At 56.0% G+C, this 16267-nt stretch carries 19 protein-coding genes and 1 pseudogene; 16 read left to right on the forward strand and 4 right to left on the reverse strand.

The genetic code is table 11. From position 1 onward, the window contains the following. Positions 1–250: 250 nt before the first annotated feature. Positions 251–1093, reverse strand: coding sequence for a phage repressor protein CI (locus DXX3274_RS12445; protein ID WP_038658023.1), 843 nt, complete (start codon positions 1091–1093; stop codon positions 251–253). 124 nt (positions 1094–1217) lie between these two features. Between DXX3274_RS12445 and DXX3274_RS12450 the strand changes: the two genes are divergently transcribed. Both DXX3274_RS12450 and DXX3274_RS12455 read left to right on the forward strand, forming a co-directional pair. Next, positions 1218–1682 (forward strand): hypothetical protein, encoded by a 465-nt coding sequence (locus tag DXX3274_RS12450; protein WP_152495260.1) that lies wholly within the window; start codon positions 1218–1220, stop codon positions 1680–1682. 2 nt (positions 1683–1684) lie between these two features. Then, positions 1685–2197 carry a hypothetical protein gene (locus DXX3274_RS12455; RefSeq protein WP_050569871.1) on the forward strand — a complete coding sequence of 171 codons (513 nt, stop codon included), beginning with the start codon at positions 1685–1687 and terminating at the stop codon, positions 2195–2197. Here the strand turns inward: DXX3274_RS12455 and DXX3274_RS12460 are convergent. Next, positions 2172–2351, reverse strand: coding sequence for a hypothetical protein (locus tag DXX3274_RS12460; protein WP_042860021.1), 180 nt, complete (start codon positions 2349–2351; stop codon positions 2172–2174). The genes DXX3274_RS12455 and DXX3274_RS12460 overlap by 26 nt on opposite strands. Positions 2352–2437: 86 nt before the next feature. On the opposite strand from DXX3274_RS12460, the gene DXX3274_RS12465 reads away from it, so the two are divergent. The 14 genes from DXX3274_RS12465 to DXX3274_RS12530 all read left to right on the forward strand — a co-directional run bounded on the left by DXX3274_RS12465 (position 2438) and on the right by DXX3274_RS12530 (position 15087). Continuing rightward, entirely contained in the window at positions 2438–2653 is a 216-nt protein-coding gene (locus tag DXX3274_RS12465; protein WP_042860022.1) for a DUF2732 family protein, read from the forward strand. Further along, positions 2653–2877, forward strand: a complete 225-nt coding sequence (locus DXX3274_RS12470; RefSeq protein ID WP_038919309.1) for a TraR/DksA family transcriptional regulator — start codon at positions 2653–2655, stop codon at positions 2875–2877. The genes DXX3274_RS12465 and DXX3274_RS12470 overlap by 1 nt, the downstream gene beginning before the upstream one ends. Before the next feature lie 97 nt (positions 2878–2974). Continuing rightward, positions 2975–5101, forward strand: a complete 2127-nt coding sequence (locus DXX3274_RS12475; RefSeq protein ID WP_042860023.1) for a replication endonuclease — start codon at positions 2975–2977, stop codon at positions 5099–5101. Positions 5102–5164: 63 nt separating this feature from the next. Beyond that, positions 5165–5386, forward strand: coding sequence for a hypothetical protein (locus DXX3274_RS12480; protein ID WP_038658013.1), 222 nt, complete (start codon positions 5165–5167; stop codon positions 5384–5386). 578 nt (positions 5387–5964) lie between these two features. Continuing rightward, complete coding sequence (locus DXX3274_RS12485; protein ID WP_042860024.1) at positions 5965–6168, forward strand: tail protein X; 204 nt, start codon at positions 5965–5967, stop codon at positions 6166–6168. A 75-nt stretch (positions 6169–6243) separates the two neighbouring features. Beyond that, positions 6244–6705: a phage tail protein gene (locus DXX3274_RS12490; protein ID WP_042860026.1), complete on the forward strand. Its 462-nt coding sequence runs from the start codon at positions 6244–6246 to the stop codon at positions 6703–6705. Positions 6706–7218: 513 nt separating this feature from the next. Continuing rightward, positions 7219–7809: a hypothetical protein gene (locus DXX3274_RS12495; RefSeq protein ID WP_152495261.1), complete on the forward strand. Its 591-nt coding sequence runs from the start codon at positions 7219–7221 to the stop codon at positions 7807–7809. 148 nt (positions 7810–7957) lie between these two features. Further along, a complete protein-coding gene (locus DXX3274_RS12500; RefSeq protein ID WP_033111903.1) occupies positions 7958–8599 on the forward strand; it encodes a phage baseplate assembly protein V in 642 nt (213 codons plus the stop codon). After that, positions 8596–8946 carry a GPW/gp25 family protein gene (locus DXX3274_RS12505; protein WP_038919316.1) on the forward strand — a complete coding sequence of 117 codons (351 nt, stop codon included), beginning with the start codon at positions 8596–8598 and terminating at the stop codon, positions 8944–8946. The genes DXX3274_RS12500 and DXX3274_RS12505 overlap by 4 nt, the downstream gene beginning before the upstream one ends. A gap of 4 nt (positions 8947–8950) precedes the next feature. Next, positions 8951–9859: a baseplate J/gp47 family protein gene (locus tag DXX3274_RS12510; RefSeq protein ID WP_042860030.1), complete on the forward strand. Its 909-nt coding sequence runs from the start codon at positions 8951–8953 to the stop codon at positions 9857–9859. Next, a complete protein-coding gene (locus tag DXX3274_RS12515) occupies positions 9852–10463 on the forward strand; it encodes a phage tail protein I (protein WP_042860031.1) in 612 nt (203 codons plus the stop codon). Before DXX3274_RS12510 ends, DXX3274_RS12515 begins: the two co-directional genes overlap by 8 nt. A gap of 368 nt (positions 10464–10831) precedes the next feature. After that, positions 10832–12037: a phage tail protein gene (locus tag DXX3274_RS12520; RefSeq protein WP_042860033.1), complete on the forward strand. Its 1206-nt coding sequence runs from the start codon at positions 10832–10834 to the stop codon at positions 12035–12037. A 185-nt stretch (positions 12038–12222) separates the two neighbouring features. Next, the gene (locus tag DXX3274_RS12525; RefSeq protein ID WP_042860034.1) at positions 12223–13578 is read left to right on the forward strand and encodes an esterase-like activity of phytase family protein; all 1356 of its coding nucleotides are present in this window, start codon (positions 12223–12225) and stop codon (positions 13576–13578) included. A gap of 162 nt (positions 13579–13740) precedes the next feature. Then, complete coding sequence (locus DXX3274_RS12530) at positions 13741–15087, forward strand: aromatic acid/H+ symport family MFS transporter (protein WP_042860035.1); 1347 nt, start codon at positions 13741–13743, stop codon at positions 15085–15087. A gap of 50 nt (positions 15088–15137) precedes the next feature. Here the strand turns inward: DXX3274_RS12530 and smrA are convergent, their stop codons facing one another. Then, on the reverse strand, positions 15138–15704 hold the full coding sequence (smrA, locus tag DXX3274_RS12535) for a DNA endonuclease SmrA (RefSeq protein ID WP_042862094.1): 567 nt from the start codon (positions 15702–15704) through the stop codon (positions 15138–15140). A 222-nt stretch (positions 15705–15926) separates the two neighbouring features. Further along, positions 15927–16267 (reverse strand): annotated as a pseudogene (locus DXX3274_RS23990) (phage tail protein); the annotation flags it as partial.

Below are 16267 nucleotides of genomic sequence, written 5' to 3' on the forward strand. Positions count from 1 at the left end.
ATTTCAGGAAAAATAAATAGCTCGTTAACAACGGCGGGAAAACAGAATAAACATCGGGATGAGACTCAGGCGCGGCCTGCTCTTTATGACAAATCAGTCTATTAGACGACCCCAACCTTTATGGCGCACTCAACTTTTATGGCGCTATGGGGCGCTCCCCCCCTTGACGCGATCGCGCTTTCGCCACGGCGGCGGTTTCTCTGCCGATGGAAATACCCGGCGCAGCCTGTACGCGCCGGGTGTTCGAATATCAGAAGCTGGGGGTTAGCGTCAGCACCACCACGCCGCGCGGCGTAACTTCATCCACTCCGCACTGGAATTGTGAGCCGCCGCCTTCAACCTGCATTTTACGCCCCGGCAACAGCGCCACATCGTAGATATCGCTCTTGCCGTCGATATCCAGCAACCAGCGACCATTGCTGATACTGGTAATACCGGTATCCACCAGCCAGGAAGATGAACTCCCCTCCACCAGCAAAGGCGCATGCAACCCGGCTGGAATAAACTGCGGATCCGCCTTCCACTCCCCCGCATCCTGCAGTTTTCCGGTTTTCAGCAGATTACGCGGGATCAGGCATATGCCGCTGTCATCCTGACGGCTGACAGGCGCGTCATTTTGCTGCGGCGAGCCTTTACCGGTTGCCAGCCACGCCAGCGACACGCCGGTATCCAGCGCGCAGGTGACCACCACATCCCCGGGAAAGAAATCACGACGAATCCAGGTACTGATCGTGCCGGGCGCGATGCCCAACAGATCGCCCAACTCTTTTTGCGTGCTGAAGCCATAGGCATCAAGCATTCGGCGCAGTACCGCCTTGCCGCCCGATGACAGGATCTGCTCATAAAGCGCTTTGCCTTTCAGCGGCGATTTATGCGTAAAAACATTCGCATTTGCGAACTCTCCGGTGACCAGCCATCCGGCATCGGCTCCGGTATCAAGCGCGCATTTCAAAATAATATTACCCGGCACGTTCCCTCGCTGAACCCAGTTACTGATTGTATTGGTTGGTATCTCAGTGACCTCGCTCAGTTCCTTCTGAGTCTTTACTCCGTAACTTGACATGATGCGCTCAAGTACGAAGGCCGCAGACACGGCATTACTATTTGTATTCAAAAACACCTCACGAGTATTTACATATACACGTTACGTGTTTTATAGTGTCTACACAGCACATGTAACACCATAGAACACCCTGGCCTGGGGGAGATATTGCTTTATGTCGGACGAGATTTCAATTCTAACGCACATTTCTGAGGAAAATCCTACCACAGCGAGTCCATCCGCTGTTACAGAAACCGGCTTTTTGACCATCAGCCGACAGCCCCATGCTATGCCTGTTCGGGCGTTGTTTTCTTTCACTGGCTTGCGCAACGCGGCCTACGCCGCAGCGCCGGCATCCGTGGCGCTGCGCGCTGCGCGCCATACAAGGACGCGGCGGTTCCGTTTTGCCCACACCGCGCTTCCGCATCATTTTGCAAATGCAAAAACGTCATTCGTCACCGTCACGATGACCGCCCTATTTTCCAGCCTCATTGCTGCCTGCGCGCTATCAGCGCGGTATGGTCATCCAACCGTTGTGAACGGCGGCAATGATTTTAACACCAGATTCGGAAATTCGAATTTTGGTTATATTCTGCGACTGCTTCCGAAGACCGGCGGCCGCGATGGCAAACGAGCGTAATCATGAAACCCCATTATGCCTTTACCGCCGACCATCTGCAGACCCTGCCGCCCAATTTGCGGGCGCTGATCGGAAAACACTTCGCGGATTCGCGCTGGGCGCAGACGTGCGTTTTTTACCGGCGTCTCTCCGAGCGCTATCGCCGCACGCTGTGTTTTCATGCCGCGCTGCACCACCGCTGGTGCGTCTATCAACTGGAAGAGATGGATGAAATGGCGCGCGAGAGGATTGTCAGCGCGCTGAATGAACTGCGCAGCGCATTCGGCTTGCCGGAAAAACAGGAGCACGGCCAGTTGCTGCACTCGGTTCGGGTCCTCACCCTCAGCGAGCGCCGCACGCTGTTTTTCCATGCCGGGCTCACGACCCAGGAATTCGACCAACCCTTGCGACGCATCGACGAGTCGGATTGCCAGTGGGCGATAGCACTTAATCGCGCCTTCAGCGAGCTGCACAGCCTGTTTGCCGGGGCGCCCGACATTCTGACCAGTATCAGACCCGAACACTATTCTCGTTGATGAGGGTCTCGTTGATGAGGGTCTCGTTGATGAGGGTCTCGTTGATGAGGGTCTCGTTGATGAGGGTCTCGTTGATGAAGGTCTCGTTGATGAAGGTCTCGTTGACGACGGTCCCATTGACGCCAGTTTCGCTGACGACAGACCTCGCCGGCAAAAACGCCCCTCGTTAACTCAACCGCCAGCACACAGGCCGCCGCTCAGGCAGGTCCGCATTGTTGCTGCTTAATATCAGGAAATTGTATGAAAAACGCACAAATGAACCACAAGACTCAATCTGCCGCAAGGCGGCATATCCCGAATGACGTCTGGCGTACAGACCTTGCCCATCGCTATAGCGAACATCTGGACCAGTTGGCGCAGCACGCCCGGCAGGAACAGCTGTCCGCTCAGGAACTGGTGGCCTTGCTGCAACAGGAAGCCGAGAACATCCGCCACCAGATTTGGGAGGCGCACTAATGGCAGACAGTATGGACATTTCCCAGGAGCAGCAAGCCATGCTGCTGGATGCGCAAATCGCCCATGCCCGCAAAGCCCCCGCCGCTCACACCGCCCATGTCTGTGAGGACTGTGATGCGCCGATTCCCGAGGCCCGCCGTCAGGCGATCCCCGGCGTAACGTGCTGCGTGGCGTGTCAGGAAATTCGCGAACAGAAGCAGCGTCACTATCGTTCGCCGTCCTGAGCGTGCGGTCACTGACTGACAAGCCAGGGCCGATCTGCGGCTATTCCCGCCGGTATATCCGGCAAACATTCATTGGGCAGGTAAACGCTGGCTGGCTATGACGTCTGACGAAGCTGAAAACAACGCCGACAACCGGAGCAACCGCTGGGCATACCCGTGGAATGCGCCCCGTCCCGCCATTCTGCCCGAATCCAGCGCCTTGTCCGCGGATACCTTGCAGCAGGGACAGGCGGTACTGTATCGACTGGCGTTGCTGCCGCGTTTTCTGGCCGGCCATTTCCGCCGCCGCTTCGACTACCTGAAGCAGCATCAGGGGCTGGGCGTCGCGTTCAACTACCTGTTATCGGTGGTTCAGCGTCGGCTCTGGCCTCGAATCGACGCCGTCAGCGCCCGCTACCGGATGAATACCGCCAGCTCTTCACACTTCATCAGCGAAGCAGAGCAGTATCACCAGTTGCCGGATATGCCGGACAAGGTTCTGCGGACGTTTGCCAGCCGTATCGCCGCCCACATGAACGATGCCTACCATGCTCACTGCGAACGCTACCTGCAGGAATGCCCCGGCGATAATCAGGCGAGTTTATTCAGCGATGAAACACAAGCGCGCATCTATGGTCAGTTAGCGACGCTGGCGCAAGCCCTAAACGTGGCCCCCGCCCACTGGCAACGCCATCAAAACGGGACGCTCACACTGGAACAGGCATGCGCCGGCATTATGCGGCTGGTCACCCCCCGCTGGTGGGAACGTCAGTTGAAAATTCAGCGCACCCGCTGGCGTGAAGCACTATGGATTGCCAGCGGCGAGGTGAGCCGGGCCGCGTCCCCCTTTCTCAGCCGTCAGGCGCTGCAGGATATCCGCTACCGCCGTCTGGCGACGCTGGATTTTCTGAAAAGTCGCGAGCTGGAAAATACCCGCAACGGCGAGCGGGTCGATTTGATCGATAAAGTCATGGGCAGTATCGCCAATCCGGATATTCGCCGTATGGAACTGATGACCATGCTGGCGGGTATTGAGCGTTACGCTACCGCGCACCATCATATCGGCATGCTGGTAACGCTCACCGCCCCCGGCCACTACCATCCCACCCGCACCCGCGGTCACGACCGGGTATTGGTCAACACGGGATGGATGCCGGACTGCCCTTCGCCCAAAATGACCCAGCATTATCTGGTCCAGCTATGGGGAAAAATCCGCACCGCGCTCAAAGACCGTAAACTGCACATCTACGGATTGCGGGTCGTTGAACCCCATCACGACGGCACGCCGCACTGGCACATGATGCTGTATTGCGAACGCGCGCAGCGTCGGGCGATCGTCGATATCCTGCGCCGCTACGCCCAGTCAGATGAAAGCGACCGCGCCGTGGCGCACAGCCGCCGGTTTGACTGCAAGCATATCAACAAGGGCGGCGCGGCGGCGTACGTCGCCAAATACATCGCCAAAAATATCGATGGCTACGCGCTGGACGGCGAATCAGACCACGAAACCGGCAAACCGCTGAAAGACATGGCCGCCGCTGCCTCGGCCTGGGCCTCGCTCTGGCGCATTCCTCAATTCCATTTCATCGGGTTGCCCACGATTGGCGCCTACCGCGAATGCCGACGCATTCGCAGCCGGTCATTACAGGATACGCTGGGCGAACAGGCCGAAACGGTGAGGAACGCGGCGGATCGCGGCGACTTCGCCGCCTATATCGAGGCGCAGGGCGGTGCGAATGTCGCCCGGCAACACCAGTCGGTTCGTGTCGCCAGAGCCGCCAGCGAACGGCTGAACGCCTACGATGAAACTATCGTGCGTACCGTCGGTATTTTTTCCGCCCAGCGCGGCCGCGAACGTGTATTCACCACCCGCCCGGATGAATGGCAAATCGTGGCCAAAAACCATGCCGATGGCGATATCGCCGATCGCCGTCGATCGGCTCCGCCTTGGAGTTCTGTCAATAACTGTGGGGGCGCGTTTTCGTCCGGCGCGTTCCCTTACCCATTTCGCGATATTCCCCGCGTTCCTTCAGCGCGGCTAACTTATTTTCAGCGCGATCGGCTGGCGTCGTTGCGCCCCCGTCTTAGTCAGCAAGGTATTGAAACCTCACGCTGGGAGCGGGAGGCGCTGGTACGCGGCGCCAGCGTGAAAATTGACGGCCAACTGATTGATGAGTTTAGGAATAACGCGATATCCGCCGTTGATGAAAAGCGCATCATGAGCACACAGCTCCTGCACTTATGAGTTGACGACTACTACTGAATAAAGTACTGTATATAAATACAGTCTCACAATGGAAGAGGTACCGTGGAACAGACTGAAAACAGAGAGCTGACCTTGTCAAGGATTCGATTAATTGCCGATATGTCATTGATATCACAATGTGATCCTGAAGAAATGAAAATCGCCATGTCGTTGATCGCCGACTTATCTCACGGCGAACTCCCGGAGAGTGATTATCAACAGTTTCTGAAGAACAGCAGTGATGGACAGCAGCTTAAAGCATGGTTCGAACAACAAATGTTGTAAGGGATTTCGATGGATAATCATGACCGACGTGAAATTCCCTGGCCGTTCGCCAGAGGCACGTGCAAATTAATGGATTTTCTCTGTGGCTAACACGCCAGACTAATACGCAGCAAAATTTTTTTTCGTATCCAGACTATTCAATAAAAAGGTCTGACCGGCCAAATCCGGTATATACATTTTGGCATGAATTTTAATTCCAATTTAGTGAAAAACTGTCCGTTGGTGTGATAATTTTGTCTTTAACACAGTGGTACGGAATTAGGGTATTCCCATGTAAAAACGTTTATTAGCGACATTACCCCCCGGCTTTCCCAGTACCTTTAACACGCAATATCCCCTGCCAGCCAGGATTGGCAGGGGTCAGTATGTAGCGTCACAATAAGCAGCGGTACCATCAATAAACACCGGACATTATTTCACGTATTTCCCGCCTGTTGTTGTGTCATGCGTCCGACGACTTTCCTGCATTGCGACCACCATCGTTCCTCTGGAGGATAAAGGATCAGAGATAAGCGGTTTTATCCGATATTTTTATCTGAATCTCTCGATCTTTTTTTATCTGAACCTAAAGGTATCACATGAAAGTTTACGCCCATCAGGACGACACCCTGGACGCGCTCTGTTACCGCTATTACGGCCGCACGCAAGGCGTGGTGGAAACGGTTATGCTGTCCAACCCGGGGCTTGCGGACCTTGGCCCCATTCTGCCGCACGGCACCGCCGTCACGCTGCCCGATCTGAATGCTTCCGGCTCACAGGAAAGCGTCAATATCTGGGAATAATTCCGGACTATCAGGCTCCATGCTCGCCTTCGGCAAATACCACATGGAGATCGCCGCCACACCAGGAACCTTATCATGCAAAAACCACAAAGCCTCAGACTTGCGCTGACCACCGCATTACCCGCGCTGGGTAATGCGTTACAGTTTCGGATCCAGGAAGGGGAAATCGCCGCGTTGCAGGAGCCGTCCCTGTCGTTTGAATACCGCTATCAGTTGCTGCTGACGCTGAATAATTTCTCTGACAATCCCGACACCCTTTTTGTCACCCTGCTGCTCTGGGTGCGCCAGAACCAGCCGGATTTGTTAACGCGTGAAAGCATCCGCAACAAAGGTATCAGCTTTACGATCGACAATAATGCGGACAACACCAGCACGCTATCCATTCGGCTCAATCTGACGGAACGCAATCGTGTCAATGAACAGAATCAAAGCCTGCAGGTGCAGTATGAACCGGAGCCAACGCCGCCCGAACCGGTGAGCCGGCCTACTGCGCTGTATATCGCCGGCGAACTGATCAGCCAGTGGAAAGGGAACTGATCCCTTCAGATATCATTTTCTCCATGAGGGCCGTTACGTATACGGCCTTTTCCTTCACAAGAAACGATAAGTAATAATTATTTTATGATTTAAATACTCATCTTATTTATTTCCAGCTCGTAATTTTCATAATAAAAAATCATCACCGCGTCTATCTGGCGCTGGCACGATTCCCTTCACTTTCTTCATCGCAAATTATTTCAGAAATCGTTTTCTACTGTTATCGCCCGGGATTAATCAGTAATACCCTATAACCTTCCATGTTTCGTCAGCGAAAATCGGCTGATGTTATTACCTCGCCTACTCTCTTTTGGGTTGAATAACTGAAGGGAAACACAATTGGATAAAAGCCGAAGTTTGCCACGTAATATACGAAAGGAATTATTCCACTTTAAACATTTTGGTAACAATGAAGGATTTCTTTATTACCCGAAAATCACGGAAGATATCCGTCCGTCCCTTCCCGAAAATACGAACACCCATTGCAACGCCAATCGTGAAAAATCCAGAAAGTTGCTTAATCTGTTCGGCTGCCATCTGGGCGACCCGTATTGCAGCCAGACAGCCGTTCCCGGCGCGTCGCCGCAGCTCACCAGCATTTTTTCTTCCTACGGATTGCTGACGTCCACCGCGGACTCGCCAACGCCGGTGTTTACCCAGCCCGACTTTCTGTTGCTGTATTGCCTGAGTGAAACGTCCGTCTTCAAAATACTGGTTGGCATCGCCAGTCTTCGTCATGTCATGACACATGTGGATCAGCACACCCGCACTGAATTATGCCTGCCGCAGTACGCGCTGCGCCCCGGCGCCGTCAGCCAGGAGAACACGCCGTTCAGTCTCCTCAGCGCCGACCACGACCCATTTCTGACCTGTACGCCTGACCTGGCGTATCCCCTGACCTCGCCCGCCAGATATGCCTTGCTGAAGCTCGACCCGCTGCTGAAAAACAGCATGCAATGGCTCAATTTAAAGCGGGGCGATCTGCTCATTATCGACAACCGCCGCAGTACCCACACCTGCGTACCATTCACCCCATTCTTCCGACAGGGTTCGCCTTACCTGACGCACATGTTCGTCAATAAACCGGACCCGGCGCGATACTGACCCCTTACTCCGCTCTCGCAGCGTCACTGCGGTTGGTCGTGATGCGAAAGTCGTGATGCAAAAGCCGTGACGCAAAGATCGGTGGGGCCATCCGCCACACAACCACGGCAAATTGTCTCATTCCGCGGGAAGACGCATGCTTCCCACCATGAATACATACGAATATCTCTCCGAAATCCAGCGCGCGCTGCGTAACCTGATTCGTATCGGCGTCATCACCGAGGTCGATACCCAACAGGCACGCTGCCGCGTGCAGACCGGTGGCATGGTCACCGGATGGCTCCACTGGCTGTCCCGTCGTGCGGGGAGTTCCCGCGAATGGTGGGCGCCGTCGGTGGGTGAACAGGTGTTACTGCTTGCAATAGGAGGCGAACTCAATACGGCATTTGTTTTACCGGGTATTTACAGCGAACACCATCCGGCCCCATCGGCCTCTGCGGATGCCTGCCACATCCGCTTCCCTGATGGCGCGGTGATGGAATACGAACCGGCCAACGGCGCGCTGACCGTCACCGGCATCAAGAGCGCGACGGTTGTCGCATCGGAATCGGTGACCGTCACCACGAAAAACGTCACCGTCAACGCCAGCCAGCGCATCACGCTGGACACCCCGGAAGTCGTCTGTACGCACAAATTAATCACCCAGACCATCGACGTTCAGCAAGGCGGCAGCATCACCGGCAGCGTCACCCACTCGGGAGGAAGTTTCTCCTCCAATGGCGTGGTGGTACATACCCATCAGCACAGCGGCGTACAGAATGGCGGCGGCACAACAGGAGGACCTTTATGACCAGCACGTCATACACCGGCATGAATCGCAGCACCGGCGGCAGCCTCAGCGATCTGGAACATCTGCGCCAAAGCGTGCGCGATATTCTGACCACCCCGCAAGGCAGCCGGGTCATGCGGCGCGATTACGGTTCGCTGCTTTCCACCCTGATCGACCAACCGCAAACGCCCGCGCTGAAACTACAGGTGCAGGCGGCTTGCTATGTCGCGTTGCTGAAGTGGGAGCCACGGCTGACGCTGACGTCCATCTCAATGGAAAGCCACTACGACGGCCAGTTGATTGTGGATATTTCCGGCACCCTGGCCGGCAACGGCACATCCCTTTCGTTAACCATTCCCGTGAGCTGAGATCATGCCTCTTATCGATTTAAGTCAATTACCCGCCCCTAGCGTGGTCGAAACGCTGGATTATGAAACCCTGTACGCCACGCGCAAAGAAACCCTGCTGTCGCTCTACAGCGCCGACGAGCGTGAAGCTATCGCGCGCGCCCTGACGCTGGAGTCGGAGCCGATGGTGAAACTGTTGCAGGAAAACGCCTATCGCGAGCTACTGCTGCGCCAGCGCATCAATGAAGCCGCTCAGGCCGGGATGCTGGCGTTTGCCCAAGGCAACGATCTGGACCAGTTGGGCGCCAACGTCAACGTCTCCCGACTGGTGATCACCCCGGCCGACACCACCACCGTCCCCCCAACCGCCGCGGTGATGGAGTCCGACACCGATTTTCGTCTGCGCATTCAACAGGCGTATGAAGGCCTGAGCGTGGCAGGCTCCATCGGCGCCTACCAGTTCCACGGGCGCAGCGCCAGCGGCCAGGTGGCGGATATCTCGGTCATCAGCCCCAGCCCCGCCCAGGTGCTGGTGTCGGTCCTGTCGCGGGAAAACGACGGCGCCGCCAGCGATACGCTGATCGCCACCGTCAATGCGGCGCTGAACGCCGAAGACGTCAGGCCGGTGGCTGACCGGGTTACCGTCCAATCGGCGGTGATCGTTCCTTACGATATCAACGCCACGCTTTACCTGTATCCCGGCCCGGAAGTCGAGCCGATCCGCGCCGCCGCCGAGAAGAAACTGCAGAGTTACGTCAGCAGCCAGCACCGGTTGGGCCGCGATATCCGCCGTTCCGCCATCTACGCCGCCCTGCATGTGGAAGGGGTACAGCGGGTAGAGCTGACTCGCCCGGCGGCGGATATCGTGCTGGACGATACCCAGGCGTCGCACTGTACCGGTTATACCCTGACGCTGGGGGGAACGGATGAATAAAAGCCCCCTGCTGCCACCCGGCTCATCACCGCTGGAACATGCCGTTGCCATCACCGGCGCCAGGCTGGAGGCAGTACCGGTTCCCCTGCGTCAGCTCTGGAATCCGGATACCTGTCCGGTCGAGCTACTGCCTTATCTGGCCTGGACGCTATCGGTTGACCGCTGGGATGAAAGCTGGTCGGAAACCGTCAAACGCAAGGTCATCCGGGATGCGTTTTTTATCCATCGCCACAAGGGCACGATCGGCGCGCTACGCCGGGTCGTTGAACCGCTGGGATATCTGATTCGCATCAAGGAATGGTGGCAAACCGGCGACGCGCCCGGCACTTTCCGGCTGGATATCGGTGTCCAGGAGTCAGGGATCACGGAAGAGTCCTTTCAGGAACTGGAGCGCCTGATTGCCGACGCCAAACCGGTTAGCCGCCAGATGCTGGGGTTAAACATCACCCTGGACAGTTCTGGCCCGCTGTCAATGGGCGCCGGCTCCTATAGCGGCGACGAACTCACCATCTACCCCTACTTCCCGGAAACCATCAGCGTTTCAGGCGAAGAGATCAATGGCGCGGCTATTCACCTAATCGATGACATGCACGTCGGCGGTTGATTTCCCCACTCGTTCCAAGCCAGCCTGCGCTGGCTTTTTTTATGGCTGCATCGCCGCCGAATGCTGTCTTCACATGTTGTCTCTCCACGCTAACAACGCCCGCCGGATGCGCTGACGGCGCCGACTTCGCATACTACCTCTACCCAGGCAGTGTCCCCGGGTAAGCACTTCACGACCAAAGCGGGCGCGCGTACCCCAGCTCATCGCGCCATAACCCGATAACGCCTTTGGGGTCTGCGCCCGCAACGCGAGCCGGGACACCGCCTATCCACAGCCGGACATACCGGTGGTCATCGCCCGTCGGCCAGTCCGGCTTCTCCGATGTCGCCCTGCGACATCCTATCTTGTTAACCGTATGAGTAATCTGCATGAGTACAAAATACTTTGCTTTACTGACGAACACCGGCGCGACGAAGCTGGCTAACGCCACCGCGCTGGGTAGCCATCTGGCTATCACGCAAATGGCGGTGGGCGATGGCGGCGGCAGCCTGCCGACGCCGACGCCCGCTCAAACCAAACTGGTCAATGAAAAACGCCGCGCCGCGCTCAACGCGCTAAGCATCGACGCGCAAAACACCAACCAGATCATTGCCGAGCAGGTTATTCCTGAGAATGAAGGCGGTTGGTGGATCCGCGAAATCGGCTTGTACGACAGCGACGGCGATCTGATCGCGGTCGCAAACTGTGCCGAAACCTATAAACCGCAGCTGCAGGAAGGCTCTGGCCGGGTGCAAACCGTGCGCATGATCCTGATTGTCAGCACGACCGAAGCCATTAGCCTGAAGATTGACCCGGCTGTGGTGCTGGCTACTCGTCAATACGTCGATGATAGCGCCATTCAGGTCAAGGCTTACGCCGACACCCAACTCGGCGCCCATATTGCAGCCGCCAACCCTCACCCGCAGTATGCCCCGCTCAATAGTCCAGCGCTGACCGGCACGCCCACCGCGCCAACGGCGGGAAAAAGCGCCAACTCCACGCAGCTGGCCACCACCGCATTCGTCAAAAACGTCGCCCTGCTCAAAGAGCAGAACGGCGCCGACATCGCTGACAAATCGGCTTTTCTCGCAAACCTGGGTTTAAGCGACGTACTGAAAACCGCCGACCTGGCGGGTATACCGCTGCCCTGGCCGCAGGCGACGGCGCCGGCCGGCTGGCTGAAATGCAACGGTCAGGCGTTCGATAAAAACGCCTTTCCCAAACTGGCGCTGGCGTACCCCGGCGGGGTTCTGCCGGATCTGCGCGGCGAGTTTATTCGCGGCTGGGATGATGGGCGCGGGGCGGATGTTGCCCGTGAATTGCTAAGTTGGCAAAAAGGAACTCTGACTATTTCAGATCCTAACTTAGCTTCAGTAAATGTTGGAGCGTTGATACATGCAAACAACGATAGTGCCAATACATACAAATCCATGGGGTTTGATGTTGTTAATAAAGGCGATTATGGCATGCTACGCTCCGCTATAAATGTGGAGGCGTCGGGTGCGCAAGATTTGGATTCAAATGGTTGGCAGTTTGGGTATGGTGCCACCCGCCCCCGCAATATCGCTTTTAACTACATCGTAAGGGCTGCCTGATAGCAGATATCGCATCAGTAGTGTCCTGACCGGATAAACCCGGTGCCTAATCATCTATAAACCGCAACGCGGTGAGGAGACTCACCGCGTTTTACAATATGTATTGTTGTCAGCCTGTACTGTCATAAAAACGTCGTATTACAGTTTTAGTGTGATGTCGCCGATTTCTTTTACGGGGTTCGACCATGCGCCTTCATTTATCATTTCTCCCCTTGCTGCTGATGGCCCAGATAGTTCAGGCGGCGGATATTCAAACCGAGCAGTACCAGATTACCTTTCCTGATAACGATCGGGTCAGTTACCACGGTAAATGGCAGACGCGTTTCCCCAATGGTTTTCCAATGGGGGTCGGTTCTGGGTTGTCATTTATCGGGCGGGATGGCGACAAACTGACGTTCGTTACCGTTACCGATCGCGGCCCGAACGCCGATGCGCCGGAATATCAGGGTAAAGATGCGAAGATCTTCGCCGCGCCTGATTTTACCCCCGCCATCATGACCATCACCGTGGATGCCAAAAGCGCACAGGCCACGGCGCTGCGCAAACTGCATGATGAGGCCGGCCCTATCAGCGGCTTGCCCTTACCCGGCTCGTTGGTCGGCACCACCAATGAAGTGGCGCTCAGCGATGCTCTGCAAAAACTAACGGATGATCGCCGTGGGCTGGACACCGAAGGCATTACCCCGGATGGTCAGGGGGGATTTTGGCTATCGGATGAATACGGCCCGTTCCTGATTCAGGTGGATGCGCAGGGAAAAATCCTGAAGAAAGTCGGCCCGACGCCGCTCAACGGCGAACAAGGCGTAGCCAGCGGCTTACCCAATATTCTGAAATGGCGCCAGCCTAACCGCGGCTTTGAAGGCATCACCCGCATGCCGGACGGCCGCATTCTGGCCGCGGTACAAAGTACGCTGGATATCGAAGGGAAAACCCAAAACAAGGCGTTATTTACTCGCCTGGTCAGCTTTGATCCGGCCACGGGCAAAACCGCTATGTACGGCTATCCGCTGGACGAAGATCAGTGGAAAAAGACCGGCGACGCCAAAATCGGCGATATGGTTGCGCTCAACGATCATGAAGTGCTGGTGATTGAGCAAGGTGCGGATAAAAACAAGGTGATGCATAACCTGATTTACCGTGTTGACCTGAGCCAGGCCAGCGATCTGAGCGCGTTGGATGCGAAACAGCCGGCAGAGTGGAATGATGCCGAAACGCTGGCGAAACGCGGTGTTGCACTGGCGAAAAAGCAGCAACTGGTCGATTTGCGCCAGTTGGGCTGGAAACCTGAGAAAGCAGAAGGGTTAGCGCTAATCGATGCCCGTACCCTGGCGGTTACCAACGACAACGATTTTGGTTTACAGTCCGTACTGGTCAATCCCGCCAAAGATGTAAAGAAGATCGGTAAATATCAGGTAGGCCCTGATGGCACGCTACAACTGGACGGCAAACCCGTCGATACCCGACTAGAGCTGGAACCGCTGCCGAAGGATGAGGCAACCAGCCAGTTATGGGTTATCCATCTGCCCCAGCCGCTTTACTAATCCGCTTCGCATTTATTACCCGGCGGCGCCCCGTTTACGGTGCGCCGCTTTTATTTGCCCTGCGCCTGAAATTTTTTCCCGCCATTATATTTCCCTATCGGAAATAATTGTTTACAGTGTAAGCCATTGTGAACATTTGTGCGGTATTGTTGGAGAAAAAGCGTGACAGGTTCCACCGCGATTGACGTACGCCAGCTGATTAATCAGCGTCCTCTTGGCGCTTACCAGAAACTGATTGTTTTTCTTTGCTTTTGTATTATTGCGCTTGATGGCATGGACATCGCCATCATGGGCTTTATTGCGCCATCGTTGAAAGCAGCCTGGGGAATCGGCAACGCGGAGCTGGCCGTGGTTATCAGCGCGGCGCTGATCGGCCTGGCGGTGGGGGCGATGGTTTCCGGGCCGTTGGCGGACTGGCGCGGCCGTAAAACGATCATCATCGCCAGCGTATTTCTGTTCGGCTTGTGGACCTTGTTAACCGCATTTTCTCAGACGTTGCAGCACATGGTGATTTTCCGCTTTCTGACCGGTTTAGGTCTGGGGGCGGCGATGCCGAATGTCGGTACGCTGGTCTCGGAGTTTGCGCCGGAGAAAAAACGTTCCTTCATCATCACCGTGGTCTTCTGCGGTTTCAGCTTCGGCGCCGCCAGCGGCGGGTTTGCCGCCTCGTGGATGATTCCGCAGTGGGGCTGGCATTCCGTACTGCTGATGGGCGGCATTTTGCCGCTGCTGCTGGTGCCGTTCCTGCTGATGAAGCTGCCTGAGTCGGTGCGGTTCCTGGTCAGCAAGCGGGCGGATTCGCGTCAGATTCATCACATCGTGGATAAAATCGCTCCCGGCATCTGTCAGGCCGACAGCCAGTTCGCCATGCCCGTGGCAGAGAAAACGCCTGGATTTGCCGTTCAGCTGGTGCTGTCCCGCTCTTACCGTTTTGGCAGCGTCATGCTGTGGGGTGGCTATTTCTTCGGCCTGTTCATGGTGTATCTGTTGGGCAGTTGGCTGCCGACCGTCATCAAGGAAGCCGGCATGAGCGTGACCGAAGCCACCATTATTACCGCCTTGTATCAGGCCGGCGGCACGTTCGGTTCGCTGTTTGCCGGCTGGTTGATGGACCGCGTTAACCCGCATCTGGCGCTTGGCATGATTTACGCCGCCGGCGGCGCAGCCACCGCGATGATTGGCTTCACCCACGCTTATTTTGTGATTCTGGCGGTGGTGGCGTTCAGCAGCGGATTTTGCCTCAACGGCGCCAACACCGGCATGAATGCGCTTTCCGCCCGTTACTACCCGACGGAAGCCCGCGCCACCGGCTCAGGCTGGATGCATGGGGTTGGCCGAATGGGCGCCATCATGAGCGCGTTTGCCGGCGCACAGGTGGTCAGCATGGGATGGGGGCTGACGACCATGTTTACTATTCTGGCGATTCCTGCACTGTTGACGTCGCTGATGATTCTCGCCAAAGGACAATTCGGCTATAGCCGGCCCGTCGTTGCAGAACTCAGTTACTAATACGCCAACGCCCGGTTACCCGGGCGTTTTCTTTTGGTTCGGGGGAAAGATCAACGGCTGCGCTTGGCGTGTTTCTCGCGGTTATCCTGACGGGCCTGATCGGATTTTCTAAGCGACACATAACAGGCGCCGGCACCGCCGTGAAACGGTTGCGCAGTACAGAAGGCTTGCACGGCATCAAACTGCTGCAGCCAGCGGAACAGGTAATTACGCACGACATTGGCGTGTGATTTTTCATGACGGCCCTTCCCATGAATAATCAGTAAATTACGTAAATTGTCCCGTTGCGCCTGCAACATGAACGCAAACAGGTTCTGCCGACAGGTTTCGACCGGCTGACGCAGCAGGTTGAGACTGGCATCCAGCGGATACTTTCCCTGACGCAGTTTATCCACAACGCCTTGCTGGATACCTTCTCGTCTGAATTCCAGCGGCACCTCGCATGAAAACAGGTCGAGAAAACCGGTGATCAGGAAATTATCCAGCTCCGGTTCTTCCAGGCGAGAAGGCACAGCTTTCGACGGGGCGGGTTTCAGATGAACGACAGTGGCGGACGGCTTTAGCGGTTTGACATCATCCATGGCATTCAGAAACAGCGTTTTTTCATCAGTATTCATCATGTCACTCGCGTTGATCCAAACCACCTGCCTACTATAACGAGAGTACGGTGAAATATCACCTTGCCGGTCACAGAGTAAAAACGCGGTGAGTCCCCTCACCGCGCAGTGGTTTACCGGTGTTATGCTCCGGGTTTATCCGGCTACGCCGCCGCGACATCCGTCCGGCTACGCCGCCGCGACATCCGTCCGGCTCCGTTTCACCAGCTAAGTTCTTAGTCTTCAGGCGGCCCTCACGATGTAGCTAAACGCGATGTTGCGCGGGCGGGTACCGCCAGCAATAAAATAGGGATTGTTGTTTAACGGCCGATGAGTATTCGTATCGACAGTTCTCTGATTGCTATTTCCTGTATAAGCGTATCCATTTATGGCGTAAGAATAACCTTTCAATGCTGGCCCATAATCAGCATCTACGATCGTATCGGTTTGCATTGATTGATTAAATTCAGCAATTGTCGCTGTGTTAGCCGTGGAGCCTTCAACAACTAATAATTGTGCTGCATCAGGACCGATGTTAGCAGTAATGAGGGATGGTGCCTGCCGTGATAACAATCCTCGCCCCG

The sequence above is a fragment of the Dickeya sp. NCPPB 3274 genome (assembly GCF_000406205.1).
Classification (GTDB): Bacteria; Pseudomonadota; Gammaproteobacteria; order Enterobacterales; family Enterobacteriaceae; genus Dickeya; species Dickeya fangzhongdai.

Coding starts and splice junctions, on each gene's coding strand:
- DXX3274_RS12450 (WP_152495260.1), top strand. CDS start 1,218: ATGTCGGACGAGATTTCAATTCTAACGCACATTTCTGAGGAAAATCCT.
- DXX3274_RS12455 (WP_050569871.1), top strand. CDS start 1,685: ATGAAACCCCATTATGCCTTTACCGCCGACCATCTGCAGACCCTGCCG.
- DXX3274_RS12465 (WP_042860022.1), top strand. CDS start 2,438: ATGAAAAACGCACAAATGAACCACAAGACTCAATCTGCCGCAAGGCGG.
- DXX3274_RS12470 (WP_038919309.1), top strand. CDS start 2,653: ATGGCAGACAGTATGGACATTTCCCAGGAGCAGCAAGCCATGCTGCTG.
- DXX3274_RS12475 (WP_042860023.1), top strand. CDS start 2,975: ATGACGTCTGACGAAGCTGAAAACAACGCCGACAACCGGAGCAACCGC.
- DXX3274_RS12485 (WP_042860024.1), top strand. CDS start 5,965: ATGAAAGTTTACGCCCATCAGGACGACACCCTGGACGCGCTCTGTTAC.
- DXX3274_RS12490 (WP_042860026.1), top strand. CDS start 6,244: ATGCAAAAACCACAAAGCCTCAGACTTGCGCTGACCACCGCATTACCC.
- DXX3274_RS12500 (WP_033111903.1), top strand. CDS start 7,958: ATGAATACATACGAATATCTCTCCGAAATCCAGCGCGCGCTGCGTAAC.
- DXX3274_RS12505 (WP_038919316.1), top strand. CDS start 8,596: ATGACCAGCACGTCATACACCGGCATGAATCGCAGCACCGGCGGCAGC.
- DXX3274_RS12510 (WP_042860030.1), top strand. CDS start 8,951: ATGCCTCTTATCGATTTAAGTCAATTACCCGCCCCTAGCGTGGTCGAA.
- DXX3274_RS12515 (WP_042860031.1), top strand. CDS start 9,852: ATGAATAAAAGCCCCCTGCTGCCACCCGGCTCATCACCGCTGGAACAT.
- DXX3274_RS12520 (WP_042860033.1), top strand. CDS start 10,832: ATGAGTACAAAATACTTTGCTTTACTGACGAACACCGGCGCGACGAAG.
- DXX3274_RS12525 (WP_042860034.1), top strand. CDS start 12,223: ATGCGCCTTCATTTATCATTTCTCCCCTTGCTGCTGATGGCCCAGATA.
- smrA (WP_042862094.1), bottom strand. CDS start 15,704: ATGAATACTGATGAAAAAACGCTGTTTCTGAATGCCATGGATGATGTC.